Annotated in this window: 22 protein-coding genes and 4 tRNA genes; 23 read left to right on the top strand and 3 right to left on the bottom strand. The window is 70.0% G+C overall.

Going from position 1 to position 22,856, the window contains the following annotated elements; genetic code table 11:
• Positions 1 to 353: 353 nt before the first annotated feature.
• The gene (locus tag U9J66_RS19700; RefSeq protein WP_014909341.1) at positions 354 to 1,214 is read left to right on the top strand and encodes a M48 family metalloprotease; all 861 of its coding nucleotides are present in this window, start codon (positions 354 to 356) and stop codon (positions 1,212 to 1,214) included.
• An 81-nt stretch (positions 1,215 to 1,295) separates the two neighbouring features.
• Here U9J66_RS19700 and U9J66_RS19705 read toward each other — a convergent pair whose 3' ends face one another.
• Positions 1,296 to 1,793 carry a YajQ family cyclic di-GMP-binding protein gene (locus U9J66_RS19705; protein ID WP_014910676.1) on the bottom strand — a complete coding sequence of 166 codons (498 nt, stop codon included), beginning with the start codon at positions 1,791 to 1,793 and terminating at the stop codon, positions 1,296 to 1,298.
• Positions 1,794 to 2,018: 225 nt separating this feature from the next.
• Here U9J66_RS19705 and U9J66_RS19710 point away from each other — a divergent pair.
• The 18 genes from U9J66_RS19710 (at position 2,019) to U9J66_RS19795 (ending at position 18,035) form a co-directional block, all read left to right on the top strand.
• Positions 2,019 to 2,100, top strand: a tRNA-Tyr gene (locus tag U9J66_RS19710).
• A 592-nt stretch (positions 2,101 to 2,692) separates the two neighbouring features.
• Positions 2,693 to 2,938: a hypothetical protein gene (locus tag U9J66_RS19715; protein WP_014910044.1), complete on the top strand. Its 246-nt coding sequence runs from the start codon at positions 2,693 to 2,695 to the stop codon at positions 2,936 to 2,938.
• A gap of 57 nt (positions 2,939 to 2,995) precedes the next feature.
• Positions 2,996 to 3,253 carry a hypothetical protein gene (locus tag U9J66_RS19720; RefSeq protein ID WP_014911899.1) on the top strand — a complete coding sequence of 86 codons (258 nt, stop codon included), beginning with the start codon at positions 2,996 to 2,998 and terminating at the stop codon, positions 3,251 to 3,253.
• A gap of 12 nt (positions 3,254 to 3,265) precedes the next feature.
• Positions 3,266 to 3,514, top strand: a complete 249-nt coding sequence (locus tag U9J66_RS19725; RefSeq protein WP_014912622.1) for a hypothetical protein — start codon at positions 3,266 to 3,268, stop codon at positions 3,512 to 3,514.
• 11 nt (positions 3,515 to 3,525) lie between these two features.
• Positions 3,526 to 3,771 carry a hypothetical protein gene (locus U9J66_RS19730; protein ID WP_017535912.1) on the top strand — a complete coding sequence of 82 codons (246 nt, stop codon included), beginning with the start codon at positions 3,526 to 3,528 and terminating at the stop codon, positions 3,769 to 3,771.
• Positions 3,772 to 3,780: 9 nt separating this feature from the next.
• Positions 3,781 to 4,077 carry a hypothetical protein gene (locus tag U9J66_RS19735; protein ID WP_017535911.1) on the top strand — a complete coding sequence of 99 codons (297 nt, stop codon included), beginning with the start codon at positions 3,781 to 3,783 and terminating at the stop codon, positions 4,075 to 4,077.
• A 130-nt stretch (positions 4,078 to 4,207) separates the two neighbouring features.
• Positions 4,208 to 4,711 (top strand): hypothetical protein, encoded by a 504-nt coding sequence (locus U9J66_RS19740; protein WP_234305767.1) that lies wholly within the window; start codon positions 4,208 to 4,210, stop codon positions 4,709 to 4,711.
• Between the two features lie 176 nt (positions 4,712 to 4,887).
• The gene (locus tag U9J66_RS19745; RefSeq protein ID WP_326338348.1) at positions 4,888 to 5,895 is read left to right on the top strand and encodes a DUF2397 family protein; all 1,008 of its coding nucleotides are present in this window, start codon (positions 4,888 to 4,890) and stop codon (positions 5,893 to 5,895) included.
• Between the two features lie 2 nt (positions 5,896 to 5,897).
• Entirely contained in the window at positions 5,898 to 7,292 is a 1,395-nt protein-coding gene (locus tag U9J66_RS19750) for a TIGR02678 family protein (RefSeq protein WP_326338349.1), read from the top strand.
• Positions 7,246 to 11,823 (top strand): SbcC/MukB-like Walker B domain-containing protein, encoded by a 4,578-nt coding sequence (locus U9J66_RS19755; RefSeq protein WP_326338351.1) that lies wholly within the window; start codon positions 7,246 to 7,248, stop codon positions 11,821 to 11,823. The genes U9J66_RS19750 and U9J66_RS19755 overlap by 47 nt, the downstream gene beginning before the upstream one ends.
• A 111-nt stretch (positions 11,824 to 11,934) precedes the next feature.
• On the top strand, positions 11,935 to 14,016 hold the full coding sequence (locus U9J66_RS19760) for an ATP-binding protein (protein ID WP_014911090.1): 2,082 nt from the start codon (positions 11,935 to 11,937) through the stop codon (positions 14,014 to 14,016).
• 450 nt (positions 14,017 to 14,466) lie between these two features.
• Positions 14,467 to 14,542 (top strand) — tRNA-Thr (locus U9J66_RS19765).
• Positions 14,543 to 14,643: 101 nt separating this feature from the next.
• Positions 14,644 to 14,719 (top strand) — tRNA-Met (locus tag U9J66_RS19770).
• A 102-nt stretch (positions 14,720 to 14,821) separates the two neighbouring features.
• A complete protein-coding gene (gene rpmG / locus U9J66_RS19775) occupies positions 14,822 to 14,986 on the top strand; it encodes a 50S ribosomal protein L33 (RefSeq protein WP_026125254.1) in 165 nt (54 codons plus the stop codon).
• Positions 14,987 to 15,137: 151 nt separating this feature from the next.
• Positions 15,138 to 15,581: a MaoC family dehydratase N-terminal domain-containing protein gene (locus tag U9J66_RS19780; RefSeq protein ID WP_017535906.1), complete on the top strand. Its 444-nt coding sequence runs from the start codon at positions 15,138 to 15,140 to the stop codon at positions 15,579 to 15,581.
• A 16-nt stretch (positions 15,582 to 15,597) separates the two neighbouring features.
• On the top strand, positions 15,598 to 16,023 hold the full coding sequence (locus tag U9J66_RS19785; RefSeq protein ID WP_014912200.1) for a MaoC family dehydratase: 426 nt from the start codon (positions 15,598 to 15,600) through the stop codon (positions 16,021 to 16,023).
• 58 nt (positions 16,024 to 16,081) lie between these two features.
• The gene (locus U9J66_RS19790) at positions 16,082 to 17,143 is read left to right on the top strand and encodes a UDP-N-acetylmuramate dehydrogenase (protein WP_199806119.1); all 1,062 of its coding nucleotides are present in this window, start codon (positions 16,082 to 16,084) and stop codon (positions 17,141 to 17,143) included.
• A 298-nt stretch (positions 17,144 to 17,441) separates the two neighbouring features.
• The gene (locus U9J66_RS19795; RefSeq protein WP_014913226.1) at positions 17,442 to 18,035 is read left to right on the top strand and encodes a TMEM165/GDT1 family protein; all 594 of its coding nucleotides are present in this window, start codon (positions 17,442 to 17,444) and stop codon (positions 18,033 to 18,035) included.
• Positions 18,036 to 18,062: 27 nt separating this feature from the next.
• Here the strand turns inward: U9J66_RS19795 and U9J66_RS19800 are convergent, their stop codons facing one another.
• Together U9J66_RS19800 and U9J66_RS19805 are read right to left on the bottom strand one after the other, a co-directional pair.
• Entirely contained in the window at positions 18,063 to 19,112 is a 1,050-nt protein-coding gene (locus U9J66_RS19800; protein ID WP_326338424.1) for an adenosine deaminase, read from the bottom strand.
• 118 nt (positions 19,113 to 19,230) lie between these two features.
• A complete protein-coding gene (locus tag U9J66_RS19805; RefSeq protein ID WP_042282604.1) occupies positions 19,231 to 20,439 on the bottom strand; it encodes a pyridoxal phosphate-dependent aminotransferase in 1,209 nt (402 codons plus the stop codon).
• 201 nt (positions 20,440 to 20,640) lie between these two features.
• Here U9J66_RS19805 and U9J66_RS19810 point away from each other — a divergent pair.
• From U9J66_RS19810 to rplK, 4 genes are all read left to right on the top strand, one after another.
• A tRNA-Trp gene (locus U9J66_RS19810) sits at positions 20,641 to 20,713 on the top strand.
• Between the two features lie 100 nt (positions 20,714 to 20,813).
• A complete protein-coding gene (secE, locus tag U9J66_RS19815) occupies positions 20,814 to 21,068 on the top strand; it encodes a preprotein translocase subunit SecE (protein ID WP_014912925.1) in 255 nt (84 codons plus the stop codon).
• Positions 21,069 to 21,259: 191 nt separating this feature from the next.
• Positions 21,260 to 22,060, top strand: coding sequence for a transcription termination/antitermination protein NusG (nusG, locus tag U9J66_RS19820; RefSeq protein WP_014911994.1), 801 nt, complete (start codon positions 21,260 to 21,262; stop codon positions 22,058 to 22,060).
• Between the two features lie 281 nt (positions 22,061 to 22,341).
• Positions 22,342 to 22,770 (top strand): 50S ribosomal protein L11, encoded by a 429-nt coding sequence (rplK, locus tag U9J66_RS19825; RefSeq protein WP_014910186.1) that lies wholly within the window; start codon positions 22,342 to 22,344, stop codon positions 22,768 to 22,770.
• Positions 22,771 to 22,856: the final 86 nt, after the last annotated feature.

Genomic DNA, 22,856 nt, shown 5'->3' on the forward strand with positions numbered 1-22,856 from the left:
CGCACGCCGGATGCGCCAACCCGACATGGCGTCGTGCGGTACGGGACCGCGGCCGGGTCGTGGGAGGGCGACGGCCCATGACGACACGGCCCACGACACACCGGGGGGAGGGAGGGTCCCACCTCCGCGGTGCGTTCGGTGACGAGGGCCACGTTCGCACTATAGGTCGTCGAGTGCTCACGGGGTCGAGGCGGGTGGCGATTGTCACATCGACCCGTTCCCCCGTGCCGCCGGGCCGGCCGAGAGCGATGGACACCGGTCGGTCACATGGGGAACGTCAGACGTCGACCCGCACGTTTGTCACCATGTACGCAACAAAAGTCGGACAGCGGTGGACAGCGGAAGGAGGGCGCGTGCACGTCAACGCGGTTCGCGCGATCGGCCTGTTCGCCGGAGTATCGGCGCTCGTCATCGTGGCCGGATGGCTGTGCGGGGCCCAGAAGGGCGCCCAGCTCTCGATCGCGCTGGTGCTCTGCGCCGGGATCCTCGTCTACCTCTTCGGAGAGTCCCTGGCCCTGCGGGCGATGCGCGCGCGGCCGGTCAGCGAGATCGAACGACCCGAGCTCTACCGGATCGTCCGTGAACTCGCCACGGCGGCTCGGCAGCCCATGCCCAAGTTGTACCTGGCCCCGGTGCGTTCGCCCAACGCCTTCGCCACCGGAGGCAGCCCGAGGCGCGCCGCGCTGTGCTGCACCACGGGGCTGCTGCGCACCCTGGAGGAACGGGAACTGCGCGGGGTCATCGCGCACGAACTGGCCCACATCCGCGCGCACGACACACTGATCAGCTCGGTGGCCGCGACGCTCACCGCCCTGATCACCGCCCTGACGGCCGTCACCTTCCTCCTGCCGTTGGGGGAATCCGAGGAGACGGACATGCCCGACCTCCTGGGCGGACTGCTGCTGGCCCTGCTGGCGCCGCTCGCGGCGGCGGTCGTCTACTTCGGTGTCGGGCGGGCCCGCGAGTTCCGCGCGGACGAGAAGGCCGCCGAACTCACCGGGGACCCGCTGGGGCTGGCCTCGGCCCTGCGCAGGATGGAATCGGGCAACCGGGCCTACCCGCTGCCCCGTGAACGGGTGCTGTTGGCCTCGGCCCACCTGATGACCACCAACCCGTTCCCCGGCACGCTCGGACGGTTGTTCGCGGCGCACCCGCCGGTCTCCGAGCGGATCCGACGCCTTCAGGAACTGCACCGGGAATGGGACCTGGGCTGAGAGAGGCCCCCGCGTACGGCGACGGCCGCCGATCCCCGAAGGGACGGCGGCCGTCGTGTGTCCGAACCCCGAGGGGCGACCTCAGCGGTAGTTCACGAACTGGAGCGCCAGGTCGAAGTCCTTCTCCTTGATGAGCGTCATGACGCTCTGGAGGTCGTCCTTCTTCTTCGAGCTGACGCGCAGCTCCTCACCCTGGATCTGGGCCTTGACGCCCTTGGGGCCCTCGTCGCGGATCAGCTTGGAGATCTTCTTGGCGTCCTCGGTGGAGATGCCCTCCTTGAGGCTGATCGGGAGCCGGTACTCCTTGCCCGAGGGCTTGGGCTCCTCGGCGGCGTCCAGGACCTTCAGGGAGATCTTGCGCTTGATCAGCTTCTCCTTGAAGACCTCCAGAGCGGCGGTGGCGCGCTCCTCGGATCCGCTCTTGATCTCGACGCCGTTCTCACCCTGCCAGGCGATGGTGGTCCCGGTGCCCTTGAAGTCGAACCGCTGGGACAGCTCCTTGCCCGCCTGGTTCAGGGCGTTGTCGACCTCCTGCCGGTCGAGCTTGGACACCACGTCGAAACTGGATTCGGCGGCCACGTACTCTCACACCCCGCTACTTCTGATGGGTCACGGAGGCCCCGCGGGCACCCGTGCGTGTCTCGTCCGGCCCGGTACGGGCCGGGTTCAGAGCTTAGCCCCGCCCCGTCGAAGCGGCCGAAGCCACCGGACGAAGGCACGCCCGGCCCATCGATTTCAGGTTGAGGCCGATCATCCGCTATTGTCATTCATGCGCAGCGACGAGCCACTCGTCGCCGCATCCCAGGCGGGTTGCCCGAGCGGCCAATGGGAGCGGACTGTAAATCCGTCGGCTTTGCCTTCGAAGGTTCGAATCCTTCACCCGCCACCCTGGGGAGAGGCCCCGGTGACCATCGGTCACCGGGGCCTCTCGCGTTCCCGGACCTGGAACCCCCTCTCCCACCACCCGAGCGCCGGGTTCCGAGTGGCGTCCCGTCCGGTCCCCGTCGGCGATGTCGGGGTGGCTCTCGTCGGAGTGGTCCGGGTCACGTCGGAGGGGATTCGGGTCATTGCGGAAGCATCACGCTCAAGCCACGGAAATATTACCCTCGGTGTTCGCTTGAACTCGCTTGGTCATGGCTTCGTGCGGGGGTCTTCGGGGTGATTCGCCCCGTTCGTCACCGGGTCCTCTGGGGTGGAGCGGGTGGTTCCAGGGTGGTGTGTCCGTTTGGGTCGAAGGGCGGCTTTCCATGGGATCGGTCGCCTTATATGCGTGTCGTTTAAAAAGATCTCCAATGAGACCATTTCGTTTTCGGGGCATGCGGAATGCTGTCGACAATCCGGACAAAGTGTTTTCGGGGTTTCGGCGTTGACAAAAAACGGGGGCCGTGATGATGATTGCCTCAGTCCACCGCGACACAGGTGCAAGAAGCGCCTGCGTCTTTTTCTGTCGAAACCTCGCATGATTTCCCGGGGGAAACATGATCAAGAAGCTGACCGCTGCTGGCCTGGTCGCTGGTGCCGCGATGGGCGCGCTCCTCATGGGGGCTCCCGCTTACGCCTCGCACGGCGGTGACCAGCAGTTCAACCAGAACCTTCAGCTGGTTCCGATCCAGTCCTGCAACCTGACCGGCAGCGTCGGTCTGGTCGCGGTCACCGTGCCGATCCTGTCGCCGCAGACGACCGGTGACTGCGTGAACGGCCCCGTCGGCACCAACATCAGCTAGTTCCGGCAATCGTTTCTACCGAGACGATATCTCGAATTTCTTCGAAGGGTGATTTGAATGCTGCGTAAGCTCGGTGTTGCCGGCCTCGTCGCTGGTGCCGCTATCTCCGCCGTTCTGGCCGCCAGCCCGGCCTCCGCCGGTTCCCACGGTTCGCACGGTGGGGACCAGCAGTACAACCAGAACCTGCAGGCCATTCCGGTTCAGCTCTGCAACACCAGTGCCGCCGTCGGCCTGGTCGCCGTGAACGTTCCGGTCCTGTCGCCGCAGACCACGGGCGACTGCACCAACGGTCCCGTCAGCACCAACATCGACTAGGAGAACCCCGACATGCGTAAGTTCACCGCCGCCACCGCCATCGCCGGCATCGCCCTGGGCGCCATGCTCGCCGCGGCCCCCGCCTCCGCCGGTTCCCACGGTGGGGACCAGCAGTACAACCAGAACCTCCAGGCCGTGCCGGTTCAGCTGTGCAACACCGAGCTGGCCGTCGGGCTCATCGCCGGTGTCAACATCCCGGTCCTGTCGCCGCAGACCGCCGGTGACTGCACCAACGGTCCCGTCAGCACCAACATCGACTAGGAGCCCTGTAGATGCGCAAGTTCACCGCCGCCACCGCCATCGCGGGCATCGCCCTGGGCGCCATGCTCGCGGCCTCCCCGGCCTCCGCCGGTTCGCACGGTGGGGACCAGCAGTTCAACCAGAACCTGCAGCTGGTTCCGGTTCAGCTGTGCAACACCGAGCTGGCCGTCGGCCTCGTCGGTGCCAACGTGCCGATCCTGTCGCCGCAGACCACGGGCGACTGCGTCAACGGCCCGGTCAGCACCAACATCGACTAGGAGTCGTAGATGCTGCGTAAGTTCACCGCCGCCACCGCGATCGCCGGTGTCGCGCTCGGTGCGATGCTCGCGGCCGCTCCGGCGTCCGCCTCGCACGGTGGGGACCAGCAGTTCAACCAGAACCTCCAGTTGGTTCCGGTTCAGCTGTGCAACACCGAGCTGGCCGTCGGCCTCGTCGGTGCCAACGTGCCGATCCTGTCGCCGCAGACCACGGGCGACTGCGTCAACGGCCCGGTCGGCACCAACGTGGACCACGACCGTGGTGAGCACGGGCACGACCACGACAAGGGCAACGGCTACCACTAGTCGCCCCTTGCGAACGGGGTCCTTCGGATCCCGGTGACGGAACAGAGCGTTACCAAGGCCCCCCGGCGTGTCGCCGGGGGGCCTTGTCGTGTTCGCCGGAACATGATGAGTTCGATCGAGGAGGCGATATATGAGGCGTGCACTGTTGATGGGGGCGGCGTTGGCCCTGGCCCTCTCCGCCTGTGGACAGCAGAACACGGGGGGCGAGGAGAACGCTCCGGGGGAGGGCGACGGAGAGGACGACCGCTACGAGCGGGACGACGACGACAGGACGGCCGAGGGCGACGTCCAGGTCCTCAACTTCCACGGCGACGAGAACGGTTTCCCCGACCAGCGGCCCGAGGACTACGTGGCCACCGAGTTCACGACCTTCTCCGACATGGAGTGGGACGAGTGGCACGAGGACGGCGCCCGCGGTGAGGGGGAGGTGCTGGGCACCTGGTGCATGGACCAGGGGTGCCAGGACGACCCCTACGACGTCGATGTCGAACTCGCCGACCCGGTGGACGTCGACGGCACCCCGTACTTCTCCACCTACACGATCACCGATTACGGGGACATGCCCGAGGAACAGCGTCAGGCGTTGGACGACGCGGACGGCGGTCGGCTGGCCGTCCCCTCCCAGACGGACTGAGCGAATACGTGACGGGTGGAGTGAACTTCGACTCCACCCGTCCTTCGCCGAATCCTTACAAAGGTCGCAGGAATCACGAAACGCCTGTTCACATCGGGTGGGGGCGGATGCCTTCGGCGCATGGAGAAGAGCGATTCGGGCGTGGCGGGCCCCGGAGGTCTCTAGTCTGCTGAGTTGTGGGACTCAACCAGTGGGCGAACGATCGCGCGGACGAACGACAGGACACCGGCGACCGGCCGGTGCCACGGCACGGCCGCGCCGCTCTGCTGCGCCTGGCCGCGTGGTTCGAGGAGGCCGAGCCGGACCGGGCGGACGCCCTGGCGACGGCGGCCTTCGCGCTCCACCCCTCGCGCGACCTTCAAGGCCGGGTCGCCGACGGAGTGGCGGCCACCACCTCCTGGTGGCAGGCGGAACCCGATCGCAGCACCGTCACCGAACATCCCGGGGCGCGCTCGCCCGAGCCCGTCCGCGACCACCGCGCCCAACAGGCCCGGTTGCGCGACGCCGCCGAGTCCTCCGCCCACTGGAGGCGGGCCGGCGCCGAACAGGTGCGTTCCCTGCTCACCGAGCCCACGGCCGACCGGGCCCGGCTGGACCTGTCCGGTGCGGGGATGGAGGTCCTCATGGAACTCCTCACCACGGCCCTGGGGTCCGGTGACGCCTCCCGCGGTCCCGCATCCGCCGGCGACCTGGAGTTCGGGCTGCGTCTGCACGTCCACACCGCGCCCGGGGCGGAGGTCGTCGTCCGGGGAGAGGGCGGAGACCTCACTCTGGAGGGGCTGCGCCTGCACGTGACCTCCTACGACCAACACCACGGACAGACCGTTCCCCCCACGCCGGTCGAGCCCCTCGCCGAGCCGGAAGGGGAGATCGACGGGCCGGATGTCCCCGACCGGACCGAGACCCTCGACGTCCCCGAAGAGCCCGGATCCCCGGAGACGGACGAGACGCCCGAGCCCGAGGAGACCACCGAGAGCCCCGAGGCCCCGGAGACGACGGAGGGCTCCGAGGAGACCGAAACGGCCCTCGAACCCGAGACGGCCCTCGAGGACGACGAGGCCTCCTCACCGGAGGCCGGGGGCGAGGGACCCGAGCGGACCGATAGCCTCCCGGGACCGGACCCCGACGCCGAGACCACCGGTCCGATCGAGATCATCACGCACACGCCCCGGACCCGGAGGTGAGGGTGACGGTGCCGAACGTCCACATCGAAGACGCCGCCCTGCTCGGAGAGCGTCAGGCCGCCGCCCGCGCCCTCATGGCCAGGCCGCTGCTCACCCGCCGGGCCCACCCGACCGAGTTCTCGCTGGTGCGATCGCACACCGAGTGGCTCGTCCAGCGTTTCCAACGCGTGCTCGGCTACCGCCTCACCGTCGCCGACGACCATGCCCGCCTGGTCAAACGCGGTCTCGTCGACGAGGTGGTCCGCCCCCTGACCCGCGCCGACGGAACCCGTTTCACCCCCCGCGCCCTCGCCCACCTGGCCCTGAGCCTGGCCGTCCTCGTCGAGACCACCGAACCGGTGGGGATCCGGGCGCTGGCGCGCGGGGTGCGCGACGCCGCCGGAGAGGCCGGGGTGGACGCCGATCCGACCCGAGGGCTGGCGGAGCGTCGCGCCTTCTGCGCGGCCCTGCTCTACCTGACCGGCCTCGGAGCGCTCACCGAGACCTCCGGTACGATCCGCGCCCATCGCGACGACGCCGCCGTCGACGCCGTGCTGACCCCCGACGTCGACGCCCTGCGCGCGGTCGCCGCCCACCTGCCCAAGGCCGGGGACACCGCCGACACCTTCCTCGCCGGAGCCGTCGACCCCGACCCCGAGAGCGACCAGGCCGGAGAGACCACCTTGCGGCGGCTGCTCGCCGAGACCGCCGTGGTCCACCGTGAGGAGCTCCCCGCCCGTCAGCGGGACCGTCTCGCCGCCCACCAGTGGCGCGCCGCCGCGGCTCTGGGCAACCTCCTCGGAGGGGAGATCGAGATCCGGGCGGAGGGTGTGGCGCTCATCATGTCCGACGAGGCGGCCACCTCGCCCCGGCTCCCCTCCGACGACCCTGTCGGCCACACCGCGCTCGCGCTCGTCCGTCATCTCGCCGGTCGTCTGAACCCCGGCCGTCCCGCCACCTCGGTCCCCGTACCCGACCGAGAACTCCAGGTGGCGCTGGAGGCCCTCGGTGGAGCCGACGCCCCGGCACGTGCCGACTGGGCGCGCACCGCCGGGCCCGAGGTCCCCGACCCCGACCGGCTCCGCACCCTCGTCCTGGAACTCCTCGCCGACTCGGGGCTGCTCCTCGGAGGCCCCGGCGAGTGGCGCTTGACCGCCGCCGCGGCCCGATTCGGCGCGGAAGTGGACGATCGCGTCCCCCGGATCCAGGACAATGACGAAGACGACCGGACGGACCCCGCGCGACCGCGTGGAGCCGGTCACGACGCGTCCGAGCACGACGAGTCGAGGCTTCGAACCGACCCCCGTGAAGACCTCGACCGAGTGGCGTCCGTGCTGCGAACGGTGGCGAACGAGAAGGTGAGCGCGACCAGTGGTGACACAGGAGACGAGCGAGGCCCGGGAGACGGCTCCGGCTGACCCCACCCCCCGTTATCGCCTCGAACGCGCGGGCATCCGGAACGTCTGGCAGTACGACGACCACGTCCTGGACTTCGCCGAGGGGCGGCTGCTGCTGCGCGGGCGTAACGGCGCCGGAAAGTCCAAGGCCCTGGAGATGCTCCTCCCCTTCCTCCTGGACGGGGACGTCCGTCGTCTGGACACCACCGGGACCAACCGGACCAGCCTGCGCTGGCTCATGGCCGAGGAGCCCCGCGCCGGACGGGCCCCGGTGGAGGAGGCCGGCCCCGACCTGCTCGGCGAGCCCGAGGACGAGCCGGCAGAGGTGGACGACGCGACCGACGGGTCCGGAACGACCGCCGGCCCCGCCACCCGCCTGGGCTACCTGTGGGTGGAGTTCACGACCGCCCGCGGCGATCGGGGCCTGGACGCGGCGGCCCGGAACGACACCGGCCCCCGGTCCGCCGCCGCCCTGCTCGGTGAAGGCTCCGAGACCGACGGCGAAGGAGAAGGAGCCGGAGAGGGACCCGAGCCCCGCTACCTCACCTTGGGCGCCGCCGTCATGGCCGTGGGCGACTCCGACCCGCGCTGCGTCTACTTCGTCACCGAACGCAGGGTCGGCCACGACCTCGACCTGGTCACGGACGGCCGGCCCAAACCCGTCGACCGGCTGCGCTCGGAGATCGGCGCCGAGAACTGCTTCACCAGCGCCGTTCCCTACCGGGCGCGCGTCATGCGCAGCCTGTTCGGCATCGACGACTCCGTCCGCTACCGCAACCTCATCCACCTGCTCTACCGGCTGCGCCGCCCCACCATCGGCGACCGGCTGGAGGCGGGGGAGCTCGTCGGCGTGCTCTCCGAGGCACTGCCGCCCATGGACGAGTCCGTCCTGGACGAGGTCGCCCGCAACATCGCCGACCTGGAACAGGCCCGCGCGGAGAAGAACGCCCTCACCGACGCGGGGGCGGGGGTCGCCTCCTTCCTCACCGACTACCACGGCTACCTCGTGCACGCCCTGCGCTCCCGCGCCGCCGCCGTCCGCGAACAACTCGACGCCTTCACCCGACGCACCGAGGAGGCCGACCGACTCCGCGCCGAACTCGACGAGCTGATCGCCGCCGAGAGCCGGATCTCGGAGGAACGCGACCAGGCACGCCGCACCCGCGACACCGCCGAGGCCGACGACGGGACCCTGGCGGCCGCCCGCAACGGCGCCGCCACCGCCACCACCAACGAACGTCGCGCCTACGACGCCGCCGTGGGCGCCTACATCCGCGCGGCCGAGGCGGCCTGGGTCGCGGCCGAACACGCCGCCACCACCGAGGACCACGCGATCGAGCGGCTCGGCGAGGACTCCTCCTCCATCGAACGCGCCCTCGACGTCCTGCGCCAGAACCACGTGGAGGGCACCCGGGCGGCCACCGCCGCCGGTATGGACCCCCGGGACCTGGGCCGGGTCCCCGAGACCCGCGTCGCCGTCCACGCTCCTCGAGAGAGCACCACCCGGGTGGACCTCAAGGGGCTCGAACAGGCCGTGGAACGCGCCCCCGTCGAAGGCATCGACCTCGACGACCTGCGGACGAACCTCGGCGGGCTGCACGACACGCTCACCTCCGTGGCCGACACGGCGGTCGCCCGAGCCGACCTGGTCACCCGACTCACCGGCCTCACCACCGCCGAGGCCTCCGCCGACCGGCGTCTGATCGCCCTAGACAGCGAGGCCGAGAGCGCCCAGGCCACCCTCGAACACGCGCACGAGCGTGAGCGGGAGGCCATCGAGACGCTGAGGGAACGGAGCGCGACCTACGCGGAGGGCGTGCGCTCCTGGGCCGCCCGCCTGCGCGACTCCAGTCACGCCCACGCCCTCGGCGACTCCATCCACGAGCTGGAGGGCAGTGTCGAACTGCCCATCTCCGACTCCCTGCGCGTCCTGGACGCCGAGGTCCCGGCCACCGTCTCCCGACTGGCCCACACCGCCGTCGATCCGCTCCTGGAAGAGCTGCGCGCCCGTAGGGACGTCGCCGTCAACGAGGAGGGACAGCTCTCCGACGAGCTCGCCGAACTCGCCGAACGCAAGCTCAAGAGCGCCGACAGCGGCCCGGAACGTCCTTCCTGGGCCACCTACCCCCGTCCCGACTCCGAAGGCGTCCCCTTCCACCTCGCCATCGACTTCGTCGACGGGCTGAGCACCCGGGAACAGGCCGGTCTGGAGGCGGCGCTGGAGGCCAGTGGCCTGCTCGCCGGCTGGGTCAACGCGGACGGGACCCTCTACGACCCGACCACCCGCGACCTCATCATCACCCCGGCCCGCCCGGCCAAGGGCCGCACCCTCCTCGACGTCCTCGTTCCCGTCGCCGTCCCCGACCGCGGCGTCCACGACGAGGGTCTGCGCGCCCTGCTCGCCTCGATCGCCCTGCGCTCGGAGGCCCCCGGCACCGCCGAGGACACCGAGGCCAAGCACCGCCGGGACCACTCCCTGGCCACCGTCAGCTCCATGTCGCTCTCCGGCGGCTGGCGCCTGGGCGTGGCCTCCGGAGCCCACGACAAGAGCGAACCCGAGTACATCGGCGAGGCCGCGCGCAAACGCGCCCGCGACCGCCAGACCGCCAACACCGACCGCCGCATCGCCATGGCCGAGGCCCTCCTGGCCGAGGCGGGGGAGCGCCGCTGGGCGGTCGAACGCTCCTACACCGAACTCCTCGACGTCTCCCGGGACCTGCCGGACCCGGCCCCGCTCGTACGGGCCTGGGCCACCCTCGACGTCGCCAGGAACGACGTCGCCACCGCGCGCCGCGCCCACGACACCGCCGGGGCCGCCGCCGACGAGGCACGCGCCGAGCTCCTCGAGCTGCGCGCCCGCCTGGCCGACGCCGCCCGACCCGACGGCCTGCCCACCACCCGGGTCGAACTCGACAGCGCGCTTCGGGCCCTGGACCACCTGCGGGTCCTCATCGCCTCCTCCCTGCGCGACCTCGACGTACTGGCCTGGGAACTCGCCGACCACGAACACCACGTGGCCGCCTGGTCCCGAGCCCGCGCGGCCCGCCTGCTCGCGGAGGACGCCCGCGCGGCCGCGATCGACGACATGATCACGGTGCGCCGCCAGTTCGAACTCGGCGACCGGGCCCGCGGGGTCGGGGACGAGCGGATCGAGGCCGCCCGCGAGCAGGTCCGGGCCCGCGCCCGAGAGGCGACCGAACGCCTCCCCGAACTCGAACGCTCCGCCCAGCGGGCCAGGGACGAACGCGTCGGAGCCGAGGCCCGCCTCGACGCGGCCACCGACGAACGGGCCGAACAGGTCCGTCGGGCCCTCACGGTGGGGGAGGGGCTGATCGACTCGGTCACCATGACCGTCGAACCCACGGGGACCGATGAGGAGGCCTCGGAGAGCTTCCTCGCCGACGTCGTCCTGTTGCGCGCCGCCGGGCTCGAGGAACGCGCCTCCGAGGGGTCCCCCCTGCGTCGCTACCTGGCCTGCCTGGAGACCGAACCCGGCGCCGAGCCCACCGGGCCCGAGGAGCGCCTCGGCCTCCTGGCGGCCTTCGTCGCCGACCTGGAGAAGGGCCTGGCCGCCCAGGAGGACGCCGTCGAGATCGACGACAGCGCCGTCCTCGCCAGCCGGGAGGAGCTCCAGAGGCTCCTGACCTCCGTCGGCTGGTCCCAGACCCGCACCGAACTCACCGAACCCCGGGGGATCAAGCGGCTCACCGTCCACGACGAGGACGGCTCCCACGACGTCACGGTCTACGCCGAACGCGTCGCCGAGTCCGTCACCAGGGCCGAGGAGAGCGTCGCCATCGCCGAGGAGGAGGCCTTCGAACGCCACCTGCTCGGTGAACTCGCCGGCCACCTCTCCCACCAGATCGACGAGGCCCGTGCCCTCATCGCCACCATGAACGACGTCCTCAAGGACGTCACCACCTCGGCCGGGCTCGGAGTGCGCCTGGACTGGGACCTGGCCCCCGACGCCGGGGCCGACATCGAGGCGGTCGTGCCGCTCCTGGCCACCCCGGCCGAGAAACGCACCCGCGTCCAGACCACGAGGCTGCGCGACGCCCTGCGCCGCTGCATCGAGGCCATCCGACGCCTGGACCCGACCGCCACCGGTGGGGCCCAACTGCGCGCCGCCCTCGACTATCGATCCTGGTTCACGTTCACCGTCTACGTCACCGACGCCGCCGGAGACGAACGTCGCCTGGGCCACCGCACCGCCCTCAGCCAGGGCGAGCAGCGCGTGGTCGCCTATCTGGTGCTGTTCGCCGCGGCCGCCGCCCAGTTCGACGCCCTGGCGGCACGTGCCCCCTGGGCGCCCCGCCTGATCCTGCTCGACGACGCCTTCGCCAAGGTCGACGAACCCACACACGGACGTCTGCTCGGTCTCCTGGTCGAACTCGACCTCGACTTCGTCCTGACCTCCGAGCGGGTCTGGGGGTGCTTCGCCAGCGTGCCCAGCCTCAACATCTACGAGTGCCTGCGCGATCCCAACGTCCCGGGCATCGCGACGTTGCACTTCACCTGGGACGGTAGTCGTAGGAGGCTGGTCGGGGTATAGGTGCGGTCGCGGGGCCGGACGTTACGCGTATCACCAGGGCGCTTCCTCCCGTCCTGTCCTAGTCTTCTGGTGCAGGTTCGATAACGGAGCGGGGTGGCGAAGGTGACTCGGATGCCCGAGGCCGACACGAACGGAGGACGGAGCGGCAGGGAGACCTCCGGAGGAGGGGACGATCCCACCACGACGGCTCTCCTGGAGGCCCTCGCGCGCTCCGGGACCCCCTCGAGGGTCCGGGCCTGGATCAACGCGGCCCTCTGGGGAGAGGACGCCTTGGAGGCGCTCCTCCAAGGAGAGCGGATCCCCGAACCCGTCCTCGACGAACCGTCCCCACGTCCCGGACGCATGCGCCGCTCCTACCTCACCGGGATCCGGGTCGAGGGCTTCCGCGGCATCGGTCGTCCCGCCGAACTCACCTTCTCCCCGGGGCCGGGCCTCACCGTCATCGTGGGCCGCAACGGTTCCGGCAAGTCCAGCTTCGCCGAGGCCGCCGAGGCGGCGCTGACCGGCCGCAACCCCCGCTGGGACTCCATGCCCACCGGCTGGCGCGACGGTTGGCGCAACCTGCACTACGACGAGCGCACCGAGGCGACCGTCGATATCCACATCGCCGGAGACGACGGACCCACCCGGATCAGCCGCCGCTGGACCGGGGAGAGCGTCCGTTCCGCGCGAGGAGAGGTCGTCCACCCCGACGGTCGGGTCTCCCCGCTGCGTACCCTCGACTGGGGCGAGAACCTCGTCCGCTACCGGCCCTTCCTGTCCTACGACGAACTCGGCCGGACCGTCACCGGACGCGCCGCCGAGCTCTACGACACCCTCACAGCGCTGCTGGGGCTCACCGGACTCGCCGAGGCCGAACGTCGCCTCGCGAAGGTCTGCGACGGCCTCGTCCGGCGCCGTGAACGCCCCTCTCGTGCCCTGAAACAGCTCATGGAGGCCCTCTCGGCCTCCTCCGACCCCCGGGCCGCCCAGGCCGCGCAGATCCTCTCCTCGCCCTCGATGGACCTCGACGCCCTGCGTCGGATCGCCGCCGACGACGGCCCCAGCGACCCGGCCCTGCACGTGGTGCTGCGCCGCCTGCGTCGCCTCGCGGTCCCCGAGCGGGCCCTCATCGCCGACGTCGTCAACGAACTGCGCGGCGCCGCCATGGAACTGGCCATGGCCGCCGGCAGCAAAGGCGACCACGCGCACGGTGTGGTCCGCCTCCTCGAACAGGCCATCGAGCACCACAAGCGCCACCCCACCGAGACCACCTGCCCCACCTGTGACTCGGCCGGAGCCCTCGGCCCGGACTGGGTGCGCCGGGCCAACGCCCAACTCCGCGCCCTTCGTCCCCAGGCCGCCACCGCCTCGGCCGCCTACGAACGCGCCGACAACGCCCGCGACCAGGCCCGCTTCCTGCTCTCGCCCATGCCCGGCTGGCTGCCGCCCGAGAGCGAACTCGGGCAGGTCTGGGCCCTCTGGGAATCGGGCGACGACATAGAGGACCTCGCCGAACTCGCCGACCACATCGAAGTCGTGGGACGCAAACTCCGCGCCGCCGCCGTCAGCGCACGCCGTGACGCCACCGAGCGTCTGGAGGACCCCACCGACGGATGGGGCGAACTCGCCGAACGGCTCACCGAATGGCTCAACGACGCCCAAGAGGCGATCAAGGCGGGTGAGACCCTCGCCGACACCGAGGCCGCCCTCGAATGGCTCGCCGAATACGCCCACTCGGTCCGCTCCGAACGACTGGGACCGGTGGCGCATCAGGCCGAACAGGTGTGGTTCCGCCTCCGCCAGGAACGCCACATCGACCTCCAGGGCATGCGTCTGATCGGCCGGGGCGCCCGCCGCCGGGTCGAAGTGGACGTCGCCGTGGACGGGGTGGACGATCAGACCAGCGCCCCCGGGCTCCTCAGCCAGGGCGAGTTCCAGGCCCTGGCCCTGTCCATCTGCCTGCCCCGCACCCTGGTGGACGACAACCCCTTCGGCTTCCTCCTCCTGGACGATCCGGTCCAGGCCATGGACACCGAGACCGTCGAAGGGCTCGCCTCCGTCCTGGCCGACGTGGGGCGCCACCGCCAGCTGGTCGTGTTCACCCACGACACCCGCCTCTCGGACGCCCTACGCCGCCTGGGGCTCCCCGCGGACATCCGTACGATCAACCGGGACGCGATGTCCAACGTCTGGCTCGCCGACCCCGCCTGAGGGGTGTGGTTCGGGCGCCGGGAGTGTTCTGCAAGACGAGTCGAGCCGCCCGCGAGGAACGAGCGTAGGCGTGGACGAGGATGAAGAACGCTCCCTCCCTTGGCGCCCGAACACGCGCCGAAGCGAAGCGGAGGCGCAAAGCAAGCACTTTCGGGCCTCAGCCCCGGCAGGGTTTGACGGTCACGCGATCTCCCACCTCTACTCCAGCGGTCGGGGGGAGAGGGCGTGTGGCTCGTGCGCCGGGTCACATCGGGGTTCTTGTGGCGGGTGCTTCGAGGGGCCTTGAGGTCCTGAAACCCCTGCCCCGTAAGGGATCTCGCTCCCAGGGGAGGGGTGGCTCCGGGGGTGGCGGGCGTTCGATTTGGCAGACCACCCCTCAACCCCTGTATAGTCATCATCAACGCAAGGGGGCAACGCCCCCGGGGCGGACGAGAGAAAGCCCCACAGCGTGCCCCTTTAGCTCAGTCGGCAGAGCGTCTCCATGGTAAGGAGAAGGTCTACGGTTCGATTCCGTAAAGGGGCTCCACCACTTGATGAGGTTCCGGTCCACTCAGGTGGGTGGCCGGTGGATCCGCACCGGCCTAGACCGGGGCGGATCCCTTCGTGGTTCCGGTCCGTTCCAACCGGGGCGGGGTAGCTCAGTCGGTAGAGCAAGCGGCTCATAATCGCTGTGTCGTCGGTTCAAGTCCGGCCCCCGCTACCAACCCACTGACCCCTGAGGCCGAGTACTCAGGGGTTGTTGTGGGTCTCGAGCAGTGTTCGTACTGCGCCCAGGTAATGTCTCCAGCGAGAAAGGCACTCCGAAGTGGCTGCCACAGACGTGAGGCCGAAGATCACCCTGGCCTGCCAGGAGTGCAATCACCGGAACTACATCACGCGCAAGAACCGTCGGAACACCCCCGACCGTCTGACGATCAAGAAGTTCTGCCCGAACTGCCGCAAGCACAACGAGCACCGCGAGACGCGCTAGTCCCTCGGCGCCCGTAGCCCAGGCAGGGAGCGGTCAGCTTCTCGTAGACTCCAGCCCGGTGAGCCAACCGCTCACCGGGCTGTTCGCTGTGTACGGCCCCCGCCGTCACCGCGGACCCGACACCGTCGTTTCCACATCCGAGAGGCAGAGCGTGGCGATCAACCCTGACTACCTCGGCCGGGAGTATCCCGCCCCCGAGGTGTACGAGGTGACCCGCGGCAAGATCCGCGAGTTCGCCGAGGCCATCGACGATCTCAACCCGGTCTACCTGGACCGGGCCTCGGCCAAGGCCATGGGGCACCCCGACGTCATCGCCCCGCCGACCTTCCCGGTCATCCTCGGTATGGCCGGCTCCGCGCTGGCCATCGCCGACCCCGACCTGGGCGTCGACTTCTCCCGGGTCGTCCACGGCGACCAGGGCTTCCACTACAGCCGGCCGCTGTACGCGGGCGACGTCCTCAGCACGGTCACCCGCATCACCGGGATCAAGGCCCTGGGCGGCAACGAGCTGCTCACCCTGGAGACGGTCGCCGAGGCGGCCGACGGTGAGCACGTGGTGACGGCGAGCATGATGCTCGTCGTCCGGGGTTCCTAGGAGACGGGGAGAGACGATGAGCAGGCTCAAGTACGACGACGTCGAGACCGGCGCCACGATCCCCGAGCGGACCTTCCCGGTCCGCCGTCTGGACCTGGTCCGCTACGCGGGCGCCTCCGGCGACTTCAACCCCATCCACTGGAACGAGCGCTTCGCCAAGTCCGTCGGCCTGCCCGACGTGATCGCGCACGGCATGTTCACGATGGCCGAGGCCGGACGGCTCATCACCGACTGGACCGGGGACCCCGGCAGTGTCGTCGACTACTCGGTGCGCTTCTCGGCGCCCGTGGTGGTCCCCGACGACGATCAGGGAGCCGAGATCACCGTCGGCGGCAAGGTCAAGTCCAAGAACGACGACGGGACCGTCACCGTCATGCTGACCGCCCGTTCCGCGGGCGCCAAGGTCCTGGCCAAGGCCTCCGCCGTCGTGCGGCTGGCCTGACCCGCCCCCCACGCCCGTGTCCGCTTCTTTCGCAAGTCGAGGTAAGACCGTGTCCACGATGCTCGCCGACCACACCACGCTCGGACTGGGAGGCCCCGCCAAGGCCTTCCACACCGCCTCCTCCACGGACGAACTGATCCGACTGGTCACCGAGGCCGACCGCGCCGGAGAGCGTGTGCTCGTGCTCGGTGGCGGCAGCAACCTGGTGGTCGCCGACGACGGCTTCCCCGGGACCGTGATCCTGGTCGCGTCCCAGGGTGTGACCCTCACCGAGGACGGGACCGACCCGGAGACCGGTGAGGACGTCGTCCTGCTGCGGGCGGACGCGGGTGTGGAATGGGATCCGCTGGTGGAGCGGACCGTCGCCGAGGGGCTCAACGGCGTCGAGTTCCTCTCCGGTATCCCCGGTCGGGTCGGCTCCACGCCGATCCAGAACGTCGGGGCCTACGGCCAGGACGTCTCCCAGACCATCCGTGAGGTGCTGGTCCTGGACCGTGTCACGGGCGAGCGGATCACCATGTCCAACGCCGACTGTGGTTTCACCTACCGGGACAGCGTCTTCAAGGGGAGCGACCGTCACGTGGTGTGCGAGGTGGTCTTCGAGCTGCGTCGTGGACCGTCGAGCCGTCCGGTCCGTTACGCCGAGGTCGCCCGCACCATGGGTGTGGACGCGGGGGACCGGGTGCCCCTGGAGAAGGCGCGCGAGGTCGTCCTGGGGCTGCGTCGGGGCAAGGGCATGGTCCTGGACCCGGCCGACCCCGACACCCGGAGCGCCGGTTCGTTCTTCACCAACCCGGTGCTGTCGCCGGAGGAGTACTCGGCCTTCCGTGAGCGCGCCGCCGAGCGTCTGGGCGCCGAGACCGAGATCCCGGGACACCCGGACGAGGCGGGGAACGTGAAGCTCTCCGCCGCCTGGCTGATCGACCGGGCCGGCTTCACCAAGGGCTATGGGGACGGCCCGGCGAGGATCTCGGGCAAGCACACGCTCGCCCTGACGAACCCGGGCGGGGCGACCACGGCCGATCTGCTCGACCTGGCGCGCGAGGTACGCGCGGGGGTGGAGAAGGCCTTCGGGGTGCGCCTGGTCAACGAGCCGGTGATGGTCGGCGTCTCCCTCTGACCGTCACCCGGGCCGTGCGCCCAAGAAATGTGTTGGGCGCACCGAACTCGCTTTTTCGCCCTTCCTGATAAATTAATTCGCCGATGCGACGAATTGCCAGTGCAAAAAGTCCACTGGTAATGTTCTTTCCGTCGAAGGGGAGTAGTCCCCAATGCGTGCGGTCGACATGCTGGATGTACATCCCGGCCGCATGAGCCCGACTCCGACGGGCGGACGAGACCTTTGACCCGGTAGGAAACGACCGGGTTGAAGGGGCGTTATCCGCTTCCTTCCGCCCAATAAGGACAGCGGGAGCACGATGTCGGCCTTTATCCTCGGCCTCGGTCTGAGCGCCATCGCCATCTTCATCGCCGAAATGGGAGACAAGACCCAACTCGTCGCGATGTCCCTGGCGACCCGTTATCGGGTGCGCACCGTTCTTCTCGGCATCACCGCCGCCACCGCGCTGGTCCACCTCGGCAGCGTCTTCATCGCCGAGGTGCTCGGCGCGACCCTGCCCACCGATTGGCTCACCCTCGCGGCCGGGCTCGCCTTCCTCTTCTTCGGGGCGTGGACCCTGAGGGGCGACGAGATGACCGACAAGGACGAGGAGCGGGCCGCCTCCCGCCGTATCCGCTCCGGCTTCATGACCGTGTTCGTGGTCTTCCTCGTGGCCGAACTCGGAGACAAGACCATGCTGGCGACCATCACCGTCGGCACACAGCACCACTGGCTGCCGGTGTGGATCGGCTCCACCGTCGGGATGGTCGCCGCGGACGCCATCGCCATCGCCATCGGCGCGGTCCTGGGCAAGAAGCTCCCCGAACGCGCCATCCGGATCGGCGCGGCGGTGCTGTTCTTCGTGGCGGGCGTCGCGATGCTCGGCCAGGGCGCCTGGATGCTCCTGGCCTGAGCCGGCCGGGACCGCGGCCCCGGCCGATCACCCCTCGAGAGGCTCCGGAGGCGCGGCCAGCCAGGCGTCCACACCGGCCGAGAGTTCCTTCTTGAGGGCGTCGGGGGCCCCGGAGGCCCGAATGGACATACGGGCCAGCTCGGCCAGTTCGGGGTCGGTGAACCCGAAGACCTCGCGTGCGATCCGGTACTGCTCCACCAGGCGGGGGCCGAACAGCAGCGGGTCGTCGGTGCCCAGGGCGATGGGCACGCCCGAGTCGAAGAGCCGGCGCAACGGCAGGTGTTCCACCTGCTCCACCACGCCCAGACCCACGTTCGAGGTCGGGCAGACCTCCAAGGTGACCCCCTGGGTGGCGATCCGCTCCACCAGGTACGGATCCTCGATGGCCCGCACCCCGTGGCCGATCCGGTCGGCGTCCAGTTCGTCCAGGCACTCGCGCACGCTGCGCGGCCCGTTCAGCTCACCGCCGTGCGGCGCCGACAACAGTCCGGCGCGCTTGGCGATGCGAAAGGCCGACTCGAACTCGCGCGCACGGCCTCGGCGCTCGTCGTTGTTGAGGCCGAACGAGACCACGCCCCGTCCCACGTACTGGCGGGCGAGCCGGGCCAGGGCGCGAGCGTCCAGAGGGTGCCGGGTCCGGTTGGCGGCCACCATGATCCCCACACCGACGCCGGTCTCGCGTTCGGCGACCCGGGCGGCGTCCAGGATCAACTCCAACGTGGCGGTCAGTCCGTCGAACCTGGAGGCGTATCCGCTCGGGTCGACCTGGATCTCCAGCCAGCCCGAGCCCGCGGCCTTTTCGTCCTCGGCGGCCTCGAGCAGCAGGCGGTACATGTCCTCGGGCTCCTTGAGCACCGAGCGGGCGATGTCGTACAGGCGCTGGAAGCGGAACCAGCCGCGTTCGTCCGTGGCGCGCAATCGGGGCGGCCATTCCTCGACGAGGGCCTGGGGGAGGTGGACCCCCCGCAGCTCGGCCATCTCCACGAGGGTGTCGTGGCGCATCGAGCCGGTGAAGTGCAGGTGCAGATGGGCTTTGGGCAGCCGGTCCAACCGGCGGGCGCTGGTCGGTGTCTCCATGAAGTAAGACTGCCGCATGAACACCCCCGCTCGCACCGAGATCGACGACACCGTGGCCGGCGCCGCACACGAAGGGCCCCGGGCGGAACGTCGCCCGGGGCCCGGTGGAGCGTGGAGACTACTCGGCCTCGGCCAGCAGGTTCTGGACCCGGGTCACGCCCTCGACCAGGTCCTCGTCGCCGAGCGCGTACGACAGACGCAGGTAGCCGGGGGTGCCGAAGGCCTCGCCCGGGACCACCGCCACCTCGGCCTCCTCCAGGATGAGCTCGGCCAGCTCGGCCGAGGTCGCCGGGGTACGGCCGCGGATCTTCCGGCCGAGCACGCCCTTGACGGACGGGTAGACGTAGAACGCGCCCTCGGGCTCGGGGCAGACCACACCGTCGATCTCGTTGAGCATGCCCACGATGGTCCGACGCCGGCGGTCGAAGGCCTTCCGCATCTCGTCGACCGCGGTCAGGTCGCCCGAGACGGCGGCCAGGGCGGCGGCCTGAGACACGTTCGCGACGTTGGACGTGGCGTGCGACTGGAGGTTGGAGGCGGCCTTCACCACGTCCTTGGGGCCGATGATCCACCCCACGCGCCAGCCCGTCATCGCGTACGTCTTGGCGACGCCGTTGACGATGACCGTGCGGTCCGCGATCTCGGGGACCTCGACCGGCAGCGAGCTGAACTCGGCGTCGCCGTAGACGAGGTGCTCGTAGATCTCGTCGGTCAGCACCCACAGGCCGTGCTCGTCGGCCCAGCGGCCGATGGCGCGGACCTGCTCGCGCGGGTAGACGGCGCCGGTGGGGTTGGACGGCGAGACGAACACCAGGACCTTGGTGCGCTCGGTGCGCGCGGCCTCCAGCTGCTCGACGTCGGCGAGGTAGCCGGTGCTCTCGTCGGTGACGACGAAGACGGGAACACCGCCCGCGAGCTTGATCGACTCGGGGTAGGTGGTCCAGTAGGGGGCGATGACGATGACCTCGTCGCCCGGGTCGAGCATGGCGGCGAAGGCCTCGTAGATGGCCTGCTTGCCGCCGTTGGTCACCAGGACCTGGGAGGGGTCGACCTCGAGGCCGGAGTCGCGCAGCGTCTTCTCCGCGATGGCCTTCTTCAGCTCGGGAAGCCCGCCGGCCGGGGTGTAGCGGTGGAAGCGGGGGTTCCGGGCCGCGTCGACCGCGGCCTCCACGATGTAGTCGGGCGTCGGGAAGTCCGGCTCGCCGGCGCCGAAGCCGATGACGGGACGGCCCTCCGCCTTCATGGCCTTGGCCTTGGCGTCCACCGCGAGGGTGGCGGACTCGGAGATGGCGCTGATGCGCGCGGACACACGAGGTCGGTCAGTCATGTGCTCCATGGTGTCACGTGCCCTTCCTTCGCGTCGGGTGGAAGGTCACACACCGGATGGGGCGATCGACCGGTTTGGCCGAGAACAGGGGAGGGCGTACACTTGCTCGCGTCGGTCGGTTTCGTTACACAGCCGTCACATCACTCAAGGTTGTGCGACGGCTCTCGATACCGGCTATGGTGGGGAACGAAGTTTCCGCAAAGGGCAGTGGCTCAATTGGCAGAGCACCGGTCTCCAAAACCGGCGGTTGGGGGTTCGAGTCCCTCCTGCCCTGCAAGTCCGCGCGGTACGGGGTGGCGATCCGTCGCCACCCCGCCGTGAGGGGCGACGGAACTTACGGGGAATGAAGCAACCCGCGACCCTAAGGACCCCAGGTGACTCAGACTGACGCCGACGCCAAGCCCGACAAGGAGCCCAAGCGTCGTACCGGTCCGGTGACGTTCACCAAGCAGGTCGTCGGCGAACTCCGCAAGGTCCGCTGGCCCACGCGCAAGGAACTGGTCACCTACACGATCGTCGTCCTGGTCTTCGTCGTGATCGTCCTCGCCTACGTCTCTCTGCTCGACTTCGCCTTCGGTGAGGCCGTCACCTGGCTCTACAGCACCTTCGGCCGTCCCGCCGGGGTCTGATCGCACCTCTCGGGGGAGACCCCGTCCACGGGGTGGAGGCGTGTCGATTCCGCCTCTCCCCTTCCTTCCTCGTCCGCGCGTTGGTCCCGCGTCGCCCGGAGAGACCGTAAGCTGGCAGAACTGGGTTCGACGCACGGCCTGTTCGGCGTGCGTCGCACGCCCTAGCGAATCCGACGAGAGAAAGAGCAGCCGTGTCCGAGTCCCCACTGACCTCTGACGACTTCCCCGAAGAGGAGCCGGTTCAGTCGTCGGCGGAAGAGACCGGCCTGGCGGGCGAGCCGTCCGAGGACGCGGCGGTCGACGCCGAGAACCCGGAGCTCGCCGGGGAGGCCGGAGAGGCCGACGGGAGTGACGACGAGGCCGAGGCCGCGCCCGAGACGCCCCGTCTGGACCCCGTCGAGGAGTTCAAGAACGAGCTCATCCTTCTGCCCGGCGACTGGTACGTCGTGCACACCTACGCGGGTTACGAGAAGCGGGTCAAGGCCAACGTCGAGAGCCGGACCCAGTCCCTCAACATGGAGGAGTACATCTTCCAGGTCGAGGTGCCCGAACACGAGGTCACCGAGGTCAAGAGCGGCAAGCGCCAGCAGGTCACCGAGAAGGTGCTGCCGGGCTACGTGCTCGTCCGCATGGACCTGACCGACGAGTCCTGGGCCGCGATCCGCAACACCCCGGGCGTCACCGGATTCGTGGGCCTGTCCAACAAGCCCGCGCCGCTCAGCCTCATGGAGGTCGCCAAGCTGCTGGCCCCCGAGCCCGAGGAGGAGCCGGAGCAGACCCCGCAGGCCAAGGCCGCGGCCGGTGGCGAGGCGCGTTCCGACGTGGCCTACGAGATCGGCGAGTCCGTCACGGTGATGGAGGGTCCGTTCGCGACCCTGCCCGCCACGGTCAGCGAGATCAACGGCGACACCCAGAAGCTCAAGGTGCTCGTCTCGATCTTCGGTCGTGAGACCCCGGTCGAGCTCTCCTTCAACCAGGTCGCCAAGATCTGACGAGGTGGGGTTCTCCCCACACTCCGCCCGGACCACTGTCCGGGCGACGTAGACTTGGTGGGTCCACCCTCATCGGGGGTGGGCCCACCGTCGCGTGCGGCACCCGACTCTCGTCAGGGTGGGGCACGCGCCCGGCCCGTCCGGTCCCGACGGGCCGTCGCCCGCGCATGGACGTGGGAAAGCCTCCTTCGGCAGCGGCCCGACCGCGGTCCTCGTGACCCGGACGTGCCGTCAGGGAGGCAGGGGCCGGCACACAATGCAGATCAGGCAAAGGACCCGATATGCCTCCGAAGAAGAAACTCGCCGCACTCGTCAAGGTGCAGCTGCCCGCCGGTCAGGCGACCCCGGCGCCGCCCGTCGGTACCGCTCTCGGTCCGCACGGCGTCAACATCATGGACTTCTGCAAGCAGTACAACGCTGCTACAGAGGGCCAGCGCGGCAACGTCATCCCCGTAGAGATCTCCATCTACGAGGACCGTTCCTTCAGCTTCGTCACGAAGACGCCGCCGGCGCCCAAGCTGATCCTGAAGGCCGCCGGTCTGGACAAGGCCAGTGGCGAGCCCGGCCGCAGCAACAGCGGTTCGATCAGCGCCGACCAGGTCCGTGAGATCGCGCAGACCAAGCTGCCCGACCTCAACACCGACGACATCGAGGCCGCCACCAAGATCGTCGCCGGTACCGCCCGTTCCATGGGCATCGAGGTCAAGTAGCCCCCGCGAGGGATCGCTCGACGGCAAGAACCACCGTGGCAGGGCCAGGCGCTGGCCCAAAGACCACACGTTCCCGTAGGAGAACA

This window comes from Nocardiopsis sp. LDBS1602, from assembly GCF_035818715.1.
Classification (GTDB): Bacteria; Actinomycetota; Actinomycetes; order Streptosporangiales; family Streptosporangiaceae; genus Nocardiopsis; species Nocardiopsis alba.